Annotated in this window: 12 protein-coding genes; 3 read left to right on the top strand and 9 right to left on the bottom strand. The window is 34.7% G+C overall.

The genetic code is table 11. The features are described from left to right. The first annotated feature begins 47 nt into the window (after positions 1-47). Together obgE and QSV08_RS12605 are read left to right on the top strand one after the other, a co-directional pair. The gene (gene obgE / locus QSV08_RS12610) at positions 48-1,049 is read left to right on the top strand and encodes a GTPase ObgE (RefSeq protein ID WP_324023691.1); all 1,002 of its coding nucleotides are present in this window, start codon (positions 48-50) and stop codon (positions 1,047-1,049) included. Positions 1,050-1,115: 66 nt separating this feature from the next. Then, complete coding sequence (locus tag QSV08_RS12605) at positions 1,116-1,634, top strand: DUF4136 domain-containing protein (protein WP_324023690.1); 519 nt, start codon at positions 1,116-1,118, stop codon at positions 1,632-1,634. Positions 1,635-1,636: 2 nt separating this feature from the next. Here the strand turns inward: QSV08_RS12605 and QSV08_RS12600 are convergent, their stop codons facing one another. Together QSV08_RS12600 and QSV08_RS12595 are read right to left on the bottom strand one after the other, a co-directional pair. Further along, positions 1,637-2,644 carry a transglutaminase domain-containing protein gene (locus QSV08_RS12600; RefSeq protein ID WP_324023689.1) on the bottom strand — a complete coding sequence of 336 codons (1,008 nt, stop codon included), beginning with the start codon at positions 2,642-2,644 and terminating at the stop codon, positions 1,637-1,639. After that, positions 2,644-3,375, bottom strand: coding sequence for a carboxypeptidase-like regulatory domain-containing protein (locus QSV08_RS12595; RefSeq protein WP_324023688.1), 732 nt, complete (start codon positions 3,373-3,375; stop codon positions 2,644-2,646). The genes QSV08_RS12600 and QSV08_RS12595 overlap by 1 nt, the downstream gene beginning before the upstream one ends. Positions 3,376-3,655: 280 nt before the next feature. Between QSV08_RS12595 and QSV08_RS12590 the strand changes: the two genes are divergently transcribed. After that, positions 3,656-5,704 carry a M13 family metallopeptidase gene (locus QSV08_RS12590; RefSeq protein WP_324023687.1) on the top strand — a complete coding sequence of 683 codons (2,049 nt, stop codon included), beginning with the start codon at positions 3,656-3,658 and terminating at the stop codon, positions 5,702-5,704. 170 nt (positions 5,705-5,874) lie between these two features. Here the strand turns inward: QSV08_RS12590 and QSV08_RS12585 are convergent, their stop codons facing one another. From QSV08_RS12585 to QSV08_RS12555, 7 genes are all read right to left on the bottom strand, one after another. Then, positions 5,875-11,754, bottom strand: coding sequence for an alpha-2-macroglobulin family protein (locus QSV08_RS12585; RefSeq protein ID WP_324023686.1), 5,880 nt, complete (start codon positions 11,752-11,754; stop codon positions 5,875-5,877). Further along, complete coding sequence (locus tag QSV08_RS12580; RefSeq protein WP_324023685.1) at positions 11,742-11,903, bottom strand: hypothetical protein; 162 nt, start codon at positions 11,901-11,903, stop codon at positions 11,742-11,744. The genes QSV08_RS12585 and QSV08_RS12580 overlap by 13 nt, the downstream gene beginning before the upstream one ends. Before the next feature lie 285 nt (positions 11,904-12,188). Next, positions 12,189-12,590 (bottom strand): BACON domain-containing protein, encoded by a 402-nt coding sequence (locus QSV08_RS12575; RefSeq protein ID WP_324023684.1) that lies wholly within the window; start codon positions 12,588-12,590, stop codon positions 12,189-12,191. Between the two features lie 25 nt (positions 12,591-12,615). Further along, positions 12,616-13,812, bottom strand: coding sequence for a hypothetical protein (locus tag QSV08_RS12570; protein WP_324023683.1), 1,197 nt, complete (start codon positions 13,810-13,812; stop codon positions 12,616-12,618). A 176-nt stretch (positions 13,813-13,988) separates the two neighbouring features. Next, positions 13,989-14,495, bottom strand: a complete 507-nt coding sequence (locus tag QSV08_RS12565; RefSeq protein WP_324023682.1) for a hypothetical protein — start codon at positions 14,493-14,495, stop codon at positions 13,989-13,991. A gap of 156 nt (positions 14,496-14,651) precedes the next feature. Further along, positions 14,652-15,380 carry a hypothetical protein gene (locus QSV08_RS12560; RefSeq protein WP_324023681.1) on the bottom strand — a complete coding sequence of 243 codons (729 nt, stop codon included), beginning with the start codon at positions 15,378-15,380 and terminating at the stop codon, positions 14,652-14,654. Between the two features lie 50 nt (positions 15,381-15,430). Then, a complete protein-coding gene (locus QSV08_RS12555; RefSeq protein ID WP_324023680.1) occupies positions 15,431-16,708 on the bottom strand; it encodes a hypothetical protein in 1,278 nt (425 codons plus the stop codon). Between the last annotated feature and the right edge of the window lie 37 nt (positions 16,709-16,745).

The raw sequence follows: 16,745 nt of genomic DNA, 5'->3' as shown, positions 1-16,745 counted from the left end.
TTTACGGCAACTTGTTTGCTGTAATTTTTTGAACTGAAAGAATAACAATGACCGAAGGTAATTTTGTTGACTACGTAAAAGTGGGTTTGACTTCTGGTAAAGGAGGCAAGGGATCTGTGCATTTGCACCGTGAAAAATTTATTACCAAAGGTGGTCCTGATGGTGGTGATGGTGGTCGTGGCGGACATATAATTGTTCGAGGTAACGAGAACCTTTGGACCTTAATTAATTTTAAATACACAAAACATTTTAAGGCTGGTCATGGTTCGCACGGTAGTAAAAGCCGAAGTACTGGGGCTGATGGCGAAGATGCTTACTTAGATGTGCCATTAGGTACGGTAGTAAAAGATTTTGAGACCAAAGAAGTACTTTTTGAAATCACCGAACATGGTGAAGAAATAATTTTACTTAATGGTGGTATGGGTGGTCGAGGTAACTGGCACTTTAGAACCTCTACAAACCAAACACCTAGATATGCTCAACCTGGTATGGATGGCTTAGAAGGTGAGTTTCTATTAGAGCTTAAAGTATTGGCAGATGTTGGTTTAGTAGGTTTTCCTAATGCAGGTAAGTCTACTTTATTATCTGTGATAACTTCGGCAAAACCAAAAATTGCCGATTACGAGTTTACAACCTTGAAACCGAATTTAGGTATTGTCGAATACCGAGATTTTAAGAGTTTTGTAATGGCAGATATTCCTGGTATTATCGAAGGTGCTGCAGAAGGTAAAGGTTTAGGTCATTATTTTTTAAGACATATAGAACGTAATGCGAACTTATTATTTTTAATTCCTGCAGATAGTAAAGATATCAGCAAAGAATATGAAATTTTACTAGATGAGTTACGTCGCTACAACCCAGAGTTATTAGACAAAGAGCGTCTTATCTGTATTTCTAAAAGTGATATGCTAGATGATGAATTGATGGATGAAATGCGAGAAGAACTGAATAAAGATTTAAACGGTACGCCTTTCATGTTTATATCATCTGTAGCGCAAATGGGTATCGTAGAATTGAAAGATAAGCTTTGGGCAATGCTTAACTCTTAATCGAATACCTTCTCAAAAACATATATTACTCTTTTATTTTCTTTAAATTTAAGAAAATACAATATCATGAGAATCCTTTTTTTTAGTGTTGTACTATTAGTTTTAACTTCTTGCGGATCAGCGAGGGTTAATTATGATTACGATGATCAGACCGATTTTACATCATATGCTACCTATAACTATTTTGGTGATATGGAAACTGGTCTAAGTGAATTGGACGAGAAAAGGTTAATGGATGCCATGGATGCTACTTTGGGCGAAAAAGGATTTATGTTCGCTGAAGAACCAGATATGTTCATTAATATTAAGAGTACTGTATTTAAAGCACAATCTGCGAACAACGTAGGTGTTGGTCTTGGTGGTGGTAATGGTGGTATTGGTGGCGGAGTTTCAATTGGTATTCCTGTTGGCGGTCCAAAAATGACCAGAGAATTAAAGATTGATTTTGTTGATTCTAATAAAGATATGTTGATTTGGCAAGCCGTTAGCGAAAGTCCGTTTCGCGAGGGAGATACACCTCAAGAAAAGTCAGAAAAACTACAAGTTGTAGTCGATAAGATATTCAGCAAGTATCCGCCAGAATAGCGTTATTTTACTTTAATGACATATGTAGCAATCAGTTGGTCTTCGACTGAAATATGAACGTCGTACAGCCCTTTCTTTTCAAAGTGTTGTACTAAGCTGATTTCACCTTCTTTCTTTATAATATTCGAATTTCCATTTTTTTGATTCCCACCTTTGTTCAGTAATAGCTGGGTATTTCCAATAAAATCTTTTGGTACTTTTAGTGTAAAGGTAACCGACGTTCCTTTTTGAATAGTGTTATGCATTGCTGCTGGGGCAATAGGAATTATCGGTGCTAAAAAAGCTTCTTTGTAAATAACGGGTCCCGCAATAAAAGCATCTAAGCTTTCCTTATTTACGGGTTGACTTTCTTCTTTTTGTATTGGAAAATGATTTTTCGCAAATAACTCAGTATCCGCAAGAAAATATCCGTCGAAATAATCTTGCTGAAATAATGGTGTGCCGTTAATAACCATTGTTTGCCCAGCAGACCAAGTAGCATCACACAGATACCATTTGTCATTTATTTCAATACGGTTCCAAGAATGGTTGGGAGCACTACCTTCTTCTAATAGTAAAGTAGGTGTACGCCCGTAGCCATCAATAATATCACAATTAAATCCAGCAAGAGTTGCCATTTCTTTTACCAAGTATGCATAACCGGTACAGGCAGTTTTTCGATCTTCTAATAAACTTTTAAACACTTTTGGTGTAATACTTGTATTCCAATCTAAAAAGGCTTGCTTGTCTTTAGCAAACCTTTTTCTCTTGGTGCTTATTTTTACATAAGAAGAATAATCATTGGCAATGTTTGTGCTGATCCATGTGTATATCGACCTAAATTTTTCTACATCAGTTTCTAATGATGTGGTCAAATTATGAGTAAGTACTGGTAAGTTTTTTAAGCTTGCATCTTTATAATAATGAGCGATGCTATCTGCTGTTTTAAAATCGATATGATTAAAATCTGAGCGTTGAGCAAAACTCATTATTGAAAATAAGAGCGTTGAAAGGAGTATGAAATTTTTCATTATTTGAAAATATCTCCAATCTTTTGAAAAATATTTCTTTTACTAGTGTAAGTGCCATCTATTACAATATCACCCATCAAAACCATATCGTATTCATCAAAAGTAATATTGATATCTATGTTAGAATTTCCGTTTGCTGCTACTTTGTAAGTCTTGGTTTCATAACCTATAAAACTAAGTACTAGAATATCATTTTCTGCTAGTTGTTGCGGGAATTCAAACTTACCATCAAAATCTGTTTGTGTACCTACTGTAGTTCCTTTCAAAACTACATTTACACCAGGTAATGGTTCATTTGCTTCATCGACAATGGTACCGGTTACGGTGTGTTTTTCTTGAATAACTTCAACATATGAAATATCGCCCATAATATCTGTAGAAACTACTTCAATAGGTGGTTCTATACTTGCGGTTTCTTGACCTTTAACTTCTGTAGCGCACAGGGCAAGTAGCGAAAAACTCATCATTGCAATTCCTTTATGTAACATAGAATTTGTCATAGTATGCATAGTATTAGTTTCATATGTTTTTAGTTGCGATGCCTTGAACATACCACATGTTTTTTTATTGTCTGAGCTTAGATAACTTACAATTTCACTATCTGATAACTTAGTAAAATCAATAACCTCTTTTTCACAGCTCTGGCAAAAACCGCCTTTTTCAGTTTTACTAAAATTAGTGAAATTTTCTTTGCATGGTTCTTTTACGTCAATTGTTAATGTGCTTTTCATAATTCGGTTTTTTTATTAGTACACCTCTAAAGTATAAGGAACACTGATCTTATAAAATGCATAATGAGTGTAGTGGCACTTTCAATGAGTTAACGCGATTTTAAATTTATAATGACATTTTGAAATAACTTTTTCTGATGTAATATGGTAGACTTCAAATGTTAATGTTAGTATTTGTGAGTGAAAAAAAACGTATTGAAAGTAAAATCCTGTTATTTTTGTAACAAAACTCAAAACGAGCGTCATATAGATCGACACGTTAAAAACTAACTCACACAAAATGAAAAAGATTTATTTTCTTGCTGCCGGTTTGGTAGCTTTAGCTTCTTGTAAAGAAGAACCGAAACCTACTGCCGAAGTAGAAACAATACCTGGTATCGTTCTATCGAACATGGATACCACTCAAAACCCTAAGTCAGATTTTTATAACTACGTAAACGGAAACTGGATGAAGTTTACCGAAATACCAGATGATAGAACTAGCTGGGGTGGTTTCAGTGTACTTCGTAAATCTACCGATGACGATGTATTAAAAATATTGGCTACTGCGAAAGAAAGTGGAAACTACGCTGCAGATACTGATCAAGCGAAAGCTTTGGCAATTTTTGATACTAAGTTAGATTCTGCTGCTAGAAATAAAGCAGGCATTACGCCATTAACATCGGCATTTGAAGCAATTGCTTCTGTAAAGAATTTAAAAGATTTACAAACAGTATTGGCAACCAATGCAGCTGTATCTTCTCCGTTCTTAAACATTGGTGCTGGTGCAGATTTAAATAACAGTAGCATGAACGCTGTGTATTTAGGTGCTAACGGATTAGGGTTGCCTGACCGTGATTTCTATTTAGAAGAAGATGAGAAGTCTGTTGAAATTCGTGAAGAATACAAAAAGCACGTCTCTAAAATGTTACAGAGATTAGGTGATTCTGAAGCTGATGCAACGAAAGCTGCAAATAAAATTTTAGCTTTAGAAACGCAATTGGCAGAACCTCGTTTAAATAAAGTAGAACGTAGAGATGCGAGAAACTACAATAACCCTAGAACAATTGCCGAGGTTGATAAAATGATGTCTACTATAGACATGAAGAAACTTATTTCTGATTTAGGCATTACTAAAAAGTTCGATACACTTTTGGTTACTCAATTGAGATATACAGAGGCTTTAGACAAGTTCTTAAAAACTACTCCGATCGAGGATATCAAAACTTTGGTAAGATGGGATACTTTTAATAGTGCTGCCGGAAAATTAACGACTGATATTGAAACTGCAGATTGGGAATTTTATAGCAAATACCTTAGAGGAGCAAAAGAACAACGTGCTGCAGACGAGCGTGCATTGGCAACAGTAAACGGTACTGTTGGTGAAGCTTTAGGTCAATTATATGTTGATGCAAAGTTTCCGCCAGAAGCAAAGGCAAATGCTGAGTTGATGATTGCAAATGTTATCGATGCTTTTAAAGAACGTATTTCTGTTTTAGATTGGATGAGCGATTCTACAAAAACAAAAGCAATTGAAAAGTTAGATAAATTTACAGTGAAGATTGCTTACCCAGATAAATGGGAAGATTATTCAACTATGGAAGTTTCTGCAGACAAGTCTTATTTTGAGAATATGACTGCTGTTAACAAATGGGGAGAGTTAAAGAACTACTCTGAAATTGGAGAGCCTGTTGATAAAACAGAATGGGGAATGTCTCCACAGACTGTAAATGCATACTTCAATCCTTTGAACAACGAGATTGTTTTTCCTGCTGCGATCTTACAACCACCTTTCTATAACTATACTGCTGATGAAGCTGTAAATTACGGTGGTATTGGTGCTGTTATCGGTCATGAGATTTCTCATGCTTTTGATGATAGTGGTTCTCGTTTCGATGCTGATGGAAATCTTAAAAACTGGTGGACAGATGCTGATTTAGCTGCATTTACTGAAAGAGCTGATGCTTTAGCGGTACAGTACGATAGCGTAATGGTTTTACCAGATGTTTATGTAAACGGTAAATTCACCTTAGGTGAGAATATCGGTGACTTAGGCGGACTGCTAGGTGCTTATGACGGACTTCAGAAATACTATGCTGAAAATGGTCGTCCTGAAGATGTTGATGGCTTTACAGCTGAACAACGTTTCTTTATGTCTTGGGCTACAGTTTGGAGAACGAAGAGTAGAGATGAGGCTTTAAGAACTCAAATTAAAACGGATCCACACTCTCCAGGTATGGTTAGAGCAACACAACCTTTATTAAACATTCAAGAGTTTTACGATGCTTTTGATATTAAAGAAGGCGATGCTATGTACTTAGCTCCTGAAAAGAGAGTTCATATTTGGTAAACTATTTTTTAGTAAAAGACGAAAGGGCGCTACATTGTAGCGCCCTTTTTTTGTGTTTTAACTCGTCTTTGCGAGGAGCTTTTTTGCGACGAGACAATCTGTCTGTTGTTGGTTACGATTAAGTTTTAATCAGCCCATAAACAGATTACTTCACTTCGTTCGTAATTGGGTTAATTTTCCACCGTTACACGAACTCCTTCACTATGACTGCTAAATTCTGGTGCATACATACTTTGTATGGTGGTAATGCCATTACTGAAATCGCCAGCATTATTTACACGTACATCATATTCAAACACATAAACTCCTTTAGGTAAATAGTCAAAGAAGAAATTGGTGCTAGCATCTTTAGTGCTTTCGTAATACCCTAAGCCATCTTGCCACTTGTATCTTGAAATTACGTTTACAGGTTCAAAACCAGCAGCACGCATATCTTTCATGTGTATGAATTCCATATCTCGGTCGGACCTCAGTTCAATTCTAATCTTAACCAAATCGCCTACTTTTAACGTAGTGTTGTCAGTCACTTCAGAAATTACTTCGCCAGAATCTGTATTCTTTTTCAAGAAGATTTTTTTCTTTAATTTCAACGGAGTCTCAGCACTTGTAATTTTATCTAAGTCCTCAAAATATTGCCAGTACAAAGCTCCCCAAGCAATTCCGTTGCCTTTTTTGCTGATTTGTACCTCACCCATTTTTGGTTGAATTTCAGTGGTATTCCAAGATGTTTTAAAGTAGCCAGTTCCTGCTTCGACCTTTACATCTTCTAATGTTGAAGGGTCAATCTTTTCTCCGCCAATTAAAACTTCAACTGCATCTGTAACTGATAACCACTCGCTGCCTTGTAATAATAAAGCGTAAACAGCTTCTGTTGTTGCTTTGGTGGTACTCCATTGATTGGTCTGCTTATTTTTAAGTAACCATATTTTAAGATTATCAACCGTTTCAATATCGGCAGGGCGAATTTCAGAAAATGCTTCAATCAATAAAGCTTGTGTTTCTATAGGTGCCTGATACCAATACCATGAGCTAGTATTACTCTTCCAGTACATACCCAATTCATCGCTGGTAATGCTATTCTCTTCCAATGCACGTAGAATTTTGGCAGACGTTTTAGCGTCATCCATCCTATGCAATATTAAAGCAAGCATTCCCTGTGCATACAAACCTCTTTTGGTCCAATATTTCTGAGCTTGTTTTAAATAGTAACCGGTTATCTCATCTACTTTCTTAGAGGTTTTAATATCCTTAAAAAAGCTTCGCATGTATAAATAATGAACCTGATACGCACTTAAATGATCATCGTTAATATTCGATGTATGTTTCTTCATTTGCTCGTATTCTTTCACAAACTCAGCATCTAAATATGAAATTGCATTTTCAATCATTTTAGGTTCGTTGCTGTTGGTAGCCGAAGTAACCAAATGATTCAAATGACCCATACCCGAAATGATATGTTGGGTGATGTATCTGTTGTCTGGTCCGCCATTGAACCAAGACCAAGCTCCACTTAGATTCTGATTTTGAGCTAGCTTATTTAAAGCTGATTGCTGCTCGTTTTTCATCTTGTTCAAATTGAATAATAATCCGATTCTTTTCTTTTGTTCGGTTTCAGATTGTGCATCGCGTAACCAAGGTGTTTCTTGAATTAATAGGGATTTCAATTCCTCGTTCTTTTCTAGATTACTTAGTAGGGCATCTGAATTTGCCCATTGGTCAAACACTTCACGAATTCTTGGGTTACTGTTCGCTATATGGCTAGCCAATGAATTTGCGTAATACCTTGAGAATATCTGCTCGCTACAATCATACGGATACTCCATTAAATAGGGCAATGCCTGTACTGCGTACCAAGCTGGGTTAGATGTCATTTCTAAAGTCAGCTTGTGGTGTTTCAGCGTAGTCGATGAGGTGTTTTTTAGCTTGTCTAAAATAAAGGTCTTGGTCTGATTGCTACGAATCCACATAGGTAACGTTTCCGTTACCAAGGTTCTGTTTGATAATACGGGCAACATGTTTTGCTCGCCATCAGAGAAATCACCTGCTTTTGCAATGATTTTATATTGGACTGATTGCAACCCTTCCGGAATATTCAATCTCCATGATACTTGAGTATTCCCCATACCATCAACTTCAAAAGCGGTTGTGGCTATTGTATTAGAAGCCTCTAACAATTGAGTTGATATATCTAGACCAGTTACTGCATCGGTCAATTCTAATTTCGCCTGACCAGAAAGTAGTTTTTCTGTTAGATTAGATATTTTACTGCTAATGCTAATCTCATCGCCTTCACGTAAAAATCGTGGTGCATTTGGTGTTACCATTAACTCTTTTTGAGTTACCGTAGTAAGATTGGTTATCGTGCTTTCCAAATCTTTGGTATGTGCTAAGAGCTGCAAATTCCAACGTGTTAATGCTTCAGGTGTGGTGAAGTTGAATGATACGTTCCCTTCTTTATCTGTTTGTAATAATGGAAAGAAAAAAGCGGTTTCTTGTAGGTTTTTACGAATGGTAACCGAACCAAAATCTTCTTTCTCTTTCTCGGGTTCAGTTAAGGCTTCGGTAATTTCTATACCTGCTGCTCTGCCTTCTAATTTACTTTCTATACTTGCATTAGAATCTTCAAGCATCACGGCTTCTTCTAACTCAGCACCATCTGACATCATGGATTTTCTTAAAGGTGCTGAAGACCTTTTGTACTTGGCCCTTGGTTCATAGAAGTTTCCGTATGAACGAAAATCTAACCCGAACGATTCGAAAGAATCAAATCTTAGACTTGGGTAGCTCATGTCTTCATGAAGCGAAAATGTATAGAAGCTACTTGTCGAAAAGCTGTTATGAGCGTTCGTTCTAATTCGTGAATAGTAATTTGGTCTATGAAATGGATAAAAGCTCCAAGAATGAGGGCTAAACTGATCTAAAGAGGCATCATACATACTTGCTAACAACTCAGCGCTTACTTTTTCACCTTCCGGACCTTTGATCTTAAAAGACCAAGTTTCATCAACACCCGGAGCTATTTTATCTCTAAAGGTCGTTGTCTCTATTTGTAAATCGCTAGAAGGGTAGGGAACAAGAATATTATGAGTGTTCCATTCAAAATAATTGGCGAATGCATAACCGTAAGTAATTACAAATCCGCCTAAATCATTTTCGGTAACAGGTACCGATATGGTTTTTGAATTGTTGTTCAACATAATTAACTTTTCGTCAACTATGGTATTACTTTTTTCAACCCTTACATAAATATTCAAATCTTCAGCACTTGAAAGAAATGTTATTTGCGCTTTGTCTCCGACTTTATATTGCCCTTTATCTGTTTTTATTTGAAACAATTGGTTGTCGGCTAGCGTGTGTTCATTACCAGTAAAGTTGATAATGGCGATATCTTTTACGGCTTGACCAAATTTATCTTTTGAGTTTAATTCTAACCTGTATTTGCCAGATTCCCAATTCTTGGTTTTACCGAAATTGATTTCCTTAGAATTTTGGGTATTGAAGTTAGATTGCCAAACCATTTTACCTTTTTTCCAATTGGCAGAATTGTCTTCGTCTTCAAAAGCATCATGCGGATAAAGTTTCAAGAATTCATCTTTTGAAAAACCTTGGTAATCTGGAGCAGCCCATTGTCTTGGGCGTATGACGTTTTCAGGTGCCTGTAATTTGTATAATTTCACCTCGCCTGTTGCCGCAACAAATTCTCCATTTAAGTTTCTGCTGGTAATCGTAAAGCCTGTATCCTTCAGGGTCTTGTCAATGGACTCCTGCACTACTAAATTTATGTTTAGCGCATGATAGCCAACTGCAACATTCGTAACTGTACTTCTGGTTTCTCCATTAATATCGGTTACATCTGCTGTAACTTCATAATTAAAAGTAGGCAGGTTTTCTTTCTCAATACTATTATCGGGTATCGCCTTAAAATTTATTTTATAATTACCTGCTGCATCGGTAACAGTTTCACCATGTTCAATTTCTTGAGAAGAGCCATTAAAATAAGGTCTAAACCAATAATACCATCTTGGTAAATTCACCACTCTTTTTACACGGTAAACTACTTTTGCATCTGAGATGGAACTACCTGCATATGCGGTTGCTTTACCTGTCACCGTTATACTATCATTAACTTTATAGGTCTCTGTAACTGGTTCAAAATTTGTTTCGAATTTAGGTCGTTTGTACTCCTCAACTGAAATACTGGTATGCTCGTTTAAACCATATTTAGTTGAAGAAATGCGAATAGAAAAATTACCTGTGAGTCCGGAATTTGGTAAAATAAATTCACCCGAAATAGAACCATAATCATTGCTGGTCAACGCGAGAGTTTCTAATTCTTGTCCATTAACATCTGCAAGCGTAACTTTAATTTTAGCGTTTTCTAAAACTTTAGATACGCCTTTATCTTGGCTAATGGCAATACCCTTAAAATATATGGGCTGACCTGGTCTATAAATACTTCTATCCGTAAATAAAAAGCAAGAATAGTTAATTCGCTCTTCATTTTGAGCATAACCTCTATTTACGTAATACTCGCCAAAATATGCAGTTTCGCTATCTTTTTTTACGGTTATTGAAACTTCGTTCCAACTTTCTTCATTTTTTTCGATAGTGATGTTGCCATTTTTATCTGTGGCAAACGTTTTACGTTTTATCGGTTCATTATAGCTTTTTCGATACCTTAAAATAACTTCTGCACCAACAATAGGTTTGCCGTTATTGCGATTAATTACTTGGTAGAACTGATGTGTTAGGTTTTGTGTTTCAATTACCGCTAAATTGGTTACTTGAACAGTGGTGAAGCTAAATGAATTTACTTTTTTATCGCCAGATTCTGCCACTATCACATAATTTCCATTTTCTAAAGCAGGTATGGAGATTTCAGTACTATGCGTTTGATAATCGTTTTCTGTTTTTAAAGATGCCGACCAAGTTTTAGCAACAGACAGTTTTTTTATATAGTCTTGTTTCTTATTGTCTTGATATAATTCTTCAAGCTCTTTTAATTGTTTCTGGGTAATTTGAAAAGCCTTTAACGACAAACGCTCCATATTTTTATAACTAACCAATAGTCTGCTTACCGTGTTGGTTGGTATGTGCTTTTCTGAAGTCAGTTGAATAGTGGTATTATGAATTTCAGATTTTAATACCATGCATTTTTGTGCACCTAAACTTTTAGGAAATCTAGCAATTACATCATCGCAAAGTGCAATGGCTTCTTTTAACTTCCATTGATGTTCTTTATTCGTTTTAAGATCATAGGTGAATCCAAATTGTTGGTACTGAAGTGCAATTTCAAAGGTGTATAAGCCCGATAGCGGACTATGTTTTATGTTTTCAGCTGAATTCTGTAGCACCTCAAGAAATAGATTGTCTTTGTTATCGAAAGTGGCGTTTTGGTGAATAAAACGCAGTCGCTCTATATCTATCAATACTAACGGACTCATATCTGGATTGCCAAAATGAAATGCTACTAGTTGTTGGTAAATTTCAAGTGCTCTAGACTGTAATGACAGGTTTTGACCATCATCAAAATTTAAAAAGCTAGCAGTGTATGCTTCGCATAAAATTGCTTCATTGTCAATTTCAAAAGCATCTGCAGGTTTATTGATACCATTTTCGCTTGTAGTATAAAAGTCTAAAGCGGTATGCGCAAGAAGGTCAAATAACGTAGGTCTGTACTTTCGATTTTCTTCATACTTTTCTAAAATTTCATCAAAATCTGAAATAGAAAGTTGCTGAGTAGTACTAGCATTTTCTAAGGATGCAGTAAAATGATAATCTATTTCTTTAAAAATCGTATCTAAATCCCAAGTTCTAAAATCTACAGAATCAATCTTAACATCTGTTTTGGTTCTGTTATTAAATTTATATCTGTTTTGCTGGTAGTATTGCCAGTATAAGTTTGCTAAATAACTATGAAGGATGCTTTTCGTTGCATTATCTGCAACTGCTATTTCTGATTTGAAATCATTAACGATAGTTAAAATGGCATCTTCTTCAAGTTTATTAATAAAACCAGATTTATAAAGAAGGGCTTTTATGGTCTGCACTTCATTTTTTCGTTTTTTGCCTTTTGAAAGATAGCTTCAGCTTGTTTTAATGCCGATTTGCTCAAGTTTTCCATCTCTGAATCGAGAACTTTATCCCATAGTGAATCATAAGAATTTTGCTCTTGGGCATTGCCAAATTGTGTGGACATAAAAAGGATTAAAATTAGATATAGATTTTTCATCATAGTAAAATTACAATACAAAACTGTGCCAAGGTAATTTTATATGCAATGAAAAATGAGTGAAACGTACTTTTGGTTGAGGTAATTAAGGTTGTAAGAAATTAGAGGTAATGATTTCATCAAGAATAAGGCAATGTAATTCGCTAAAATTAAAATTGACGGTTTATGAAAAGTAATAATTACAGATTGGTAGGTCTGTAGATACGCTAAGTTATTTATTGTTTGATATTACTATTGTTCAGCACCAAAGAATTAATCTATAGTTTGGTGCACGTTGAATCCGTCAAAGTAATTACCAGCTTGTAACGAAACGGTTAAGGTTCTTTCTAAACCTGTGTTGTTTGGTGTTATGGAGACATGAATTTCTTTTGCATTTTTTCTTTCTATGATAAAGTCTTCCGTTGATATCACGAAATCTAATTGTGTAGTATCAATATCAGAAATATCATAATCTGAATCATCATTCAGTATTATTCCAGCAACCCACCAAGAACTACCTTTTGTTGTTATGAGAACTGTATTTGCTTCGGCAGAAATTGTAATATTATTTTCTGAAAGCTTAATATTGTCGTCCCATTTGCCATCAACATCACTAGTCTCACATGATACGAATATGAAAAGGAAAAATGGAATAACCGCTAAAAGTTTACTCATACTAATGGCATTACAATGTTGTCTTTTATTTGCCAATTAATCGTTTTCCATTAATGGCTATGTGCGTTTTCTTCTTATTCAAAAAACAAAAAGAAGTAGTGACTTCAGTACCATCGTCGTATATAAACCTAGCTGCATAACCTGATAGGTAATATCTACCGCCCGATTTTTTATTGGAAGATGTAGATCCCCTAACATCACCAGTTGCATTAGCAAAACCTGTTTTAGAATGTGAAAAGCGACCATTAGGTTGAAAACACCACGAACTAGCATTACCAACAGTACTGCCACCACCATAACCACTGTAACTCGAAGAGGTTATTTTGCCATAGCAACCATTAAGTTTTAAGTCTTTAGAGGCGGGTTCAGTTAGCCAATCTCGAGCTTCATCAAATTCGGTTTTATTATATTTCTTTAGTTCTAATTCGTTATTGCGCATTCGCCATTGTCCCCATCTTTTCGGATTTTTTCTTTTAGATGCCGCAACACCTGCAGAAAAGGTGTACCCTATATCACTCGTAAACGTTCCGTCTTTAAAGAGTGCTATTACATTACTAGTGGTACCCACCATACCAGTAGATTGCATACCTGTTCCCAGTAGACCTCTTAGTTCTACCAACCCATCGGGAGCTTTGCCTGGTGATAATGAGGTTTCGGATATTTCATTGATAGCGGCTTCTTTAGTAGTAGTTTGGGTAGGTGCAGTATTTACTTTGTTAGAAGCAATACTTTTTTTGTCGGTTGCCGTAGTCTGTCTAGTTACCATATCGGCTTTTATGTCAACTAAAAGAGCCTCTAATCTAGTACCATATTTCAGTACAGTAATAAGATCGTTTGAAATGATAAGTCTAATCAAGAAATTACGACCATCTTCTAATTTACCACCTTGGTAAGCGACTTGCATGGTAACACCTTTGTCGTCTTTGTAGCTATTGGTAATGCCGTAATCTTCTTTTTCAGGTTTTACAACCCACTTTTTAAGTGGCTCACCTATTGCCTTTTGCTTTTCTTTTGCAGTTTCAAGCACCCAATTTTTTAAATCTTCATTTGGAGTTTCTGTTGGACCATATGCGTAAACGTCAAACGTTTTTCCGCTCTTTAAATCACTAGGTGTATATATTTTGATATCTTCTTGAGTAGTTGTATCCCATTTAGATTGGGCAGATATTACGCCAACATAAGCTAACGAGATACAGAAGAGGAATAGTTTTATAGTTTTCATGGTTAGTCGAAATGGTAAACAAGTTAATAGTCCTTAAAAATAGTTGAAAACGAACAGTTAGCGTCAACTATTTTTAAGGATAATGCCTATCACTCAGTAAAATAAAATTGGTAAGGATATTATGAATAGCTACTCTTTTTGAATTTTCGGTAACGGTCAATTAAAGAATATCATTATCAAGGAACATCGATAAAATACTTTTCAGTCAATGGTTCATCTTGCCAAAAGGCAAGCTCAAATGTCCAGTAGGGCTTGTCTTCATATAATAAATGGTAATCGCCCCAGGTATATTGAAAAGCATAGGTTTCTTGCTTTTCTTTACTATACACTGTACCAAAAAGATAAGCGCTAGATGTACCGCTAACTCTATTGGTGTGTAGTTCTATTTTATCTATTTGTACCGGTGTTCCAATTGGTATTTCGGCAAGTACCTCTAAATCAGAATTCATACCAAAACCATTTCCATCTTCTAAATGATAGCTATAGTCTTCATATCTAGGTAAATCATAATTTAAAATTAGGGTAGGTCTTTTCGTAGTTAATTGCTGGCTTAAAATTTCTGAAAATGGTTTCTCAGTAGCTACATCTCTGTATTTAGGTCTCGTAAGTATATAGAACAGTAAGGTAACAGTACCAATGACCAGCACTAAAAATATTCCGCAACCAATTGCTATTTTTTTCATTTTCTATTAAGATATAAAGCAGTTGTTATTGTGCTGTTTTTAGTTCTGGATGTTATTGGTAATTTAATATTTTTTGAGACTTAAATACATTAAACAACACTTTAATTAGCATAACCTTTTTACATTGAAATAGATAATTGAGGTTTTGATTTGATTTTAAAAATCATCTAATTTTGTGTTTGTTTTGGCTAACTTAAGTACATAAGCTCTCTTTTGAGCTTTAGTCATATTTTGCATAGAGTCTCGGTAGTCAATGTTAATAGCTATTTGTTCATTACTATTGATTTTGGCTTTTATATACTTTGAAAGTGTAAATCTTTCCGTATCAAAATCCACATTGAAAATTTTCATACGATTTACTTTGTATAAACTATCAATAATATGATTGTTCTTATTTAGGTTGATATTATAGTTCAATTCAGCCAGTTGCTTGTAAAGAGAGTCTCTATCTATTTCTTTAATATTAAAAACATCATTTTTATTACTAAGAGTATGCTTTCTGTAATAATAAAAAACTCTTTTTGTGAATGGGAAAATGATATCTCTATATTCTAATTTCAGCCAGTAGGGTTCATCTTCGTATTGTTTTTTTGAATCATTATAAAGCCTGCCTAATTCTACACCGTCTTTATTGTATAATAAGTTTGGTCTGTAATCTCTATCATTTTCATCATAAATTCTACCAAGTTCTAATGATTGATATCTATTATTATATACCGTAATTTCATAAGGTATAAATACATTGATGCTGTCTCTAAAAGGTTTTACTTTAAAGCCTAAACTTAATGCCTCTGAATTTTTAACTGCAAATGGAGGGTTTAAATAGTTGTATGAAATAATAAGGAGTAGTACTATCGATATAAAAATTATTATTTTTTTAATCATTATTTTAATACTATTTGACTATTAGTGTTACTAAAGTAGTACGTTCATTTTTAATGCCTATTATCACATAAAATTCTAATAGGTAATTCATTATTATCTAAAAACTGAATTTGAGAACAACCAAAAGACTCCCACATAAACCCAAATACAACAGGTGGTTTGTTCTTAAATAAATTGCCGATATATTGATAGTTTTCTGGGTATTCTGACGCTACATCTGCTAGGCTTAGGTCAGCCTTACCGCTTGATTCCCCTTCTTCTTGATAAATATCAAAAGACTCTTTTGTCTGTGTATTAATAATAATTAAATCAGACCAATTTGAATAGTCTGTATTTGCCTTTACAAATGCACTTATGTTTTTATAATTTGATGTGTAGGGTTTAAAAACAGAATCATTCACCAAATCTTCAGAGATTATCTGTTTTTTAAGATTGCTGTCAATTTGCTGTTGATTCATTTTCTTGAAAATTAAGGGTTGTAGTCCTTTTTCAACAAAAGGATTTTCTTTTCCTATTACAGCAAAACCGCTATAACCTGCCTTGCCTAAATTAAAACCAATTTGATAGTCATGACTATAATAATCTTCTGTTTTGTACTCATCTTTTACGCTCGAATAAATACTTACACATGCCATTAATGGTATGTTTTTAATCGGAAGTCTTTTAACTAAAGTTGATGCTAAGTCGTAAATGAATAATGTATCGCTGTTAGCATAGTTCATTCTTTTAAAGAATTCTGTACGTTGTTTTTGACTAAAGTGTATCGTGTCTTTTCGTAAATCTTTCTTGTCAATGAAATTTTCGGGCATGTGAAAACTTTCAGATACATTAACAAATGCTAGTCTTATATCTATTTCTTTAGAGGGCTGAAGAATATCTCTATAATAGGCTTCAGCATAGTATAATTTAGTTCTTGATCTTCTAGGCTCGTGGTCAGATAAATAATAATCAAAAACATAAACGGTATCTTTTAAATGTTTTAGGGCAACCCATGTACCTTCAACTTCTTGAGAATTGTCTGTAATAGTTTCTGTTTGCTGTGTACTAAAAAGGTATTCTACTTTATCTCTCCATTCAAATTTTCCTACGACTTTACCTTTAGGTTTGTCTCTGTAGTTTAAGCCAGACTCTGCAATTATAAATTTATATTTCTTTGTAGTTTGAGTAGGCACTGTGGTAGACTTCTTTACACTATCAACTTCTTTTATAGTATTCTCTGGTGCAACTTGGTTTTGGTTGTTGCCCATGTTTTGGTCTTTAGCATCTTCTTTACAACCAAATGTTATACAAAGTGTAAATAGAAGTATAAGTTGTAAATAGTTTTTCATTTTTTTTATTTAGTGAAAATGGCAGCTATGATGGAGT

Origin of the sequence: Maribacter sp. BPC-D8, from assembly GCF_035207705.1 — a bacterium.
In the GTDB taxonomy this organism is placed as follows: Bacteria; Bacteroidota; Bacteroidia; order Flavobacteriales; family Flavobacteriaceae; genus Maribacter.
The sequence above is the reverse complement of the archived record's forward strand: the minus strand, read 5'-3'. Positions and strand labels throughout refer to the sequence as shown.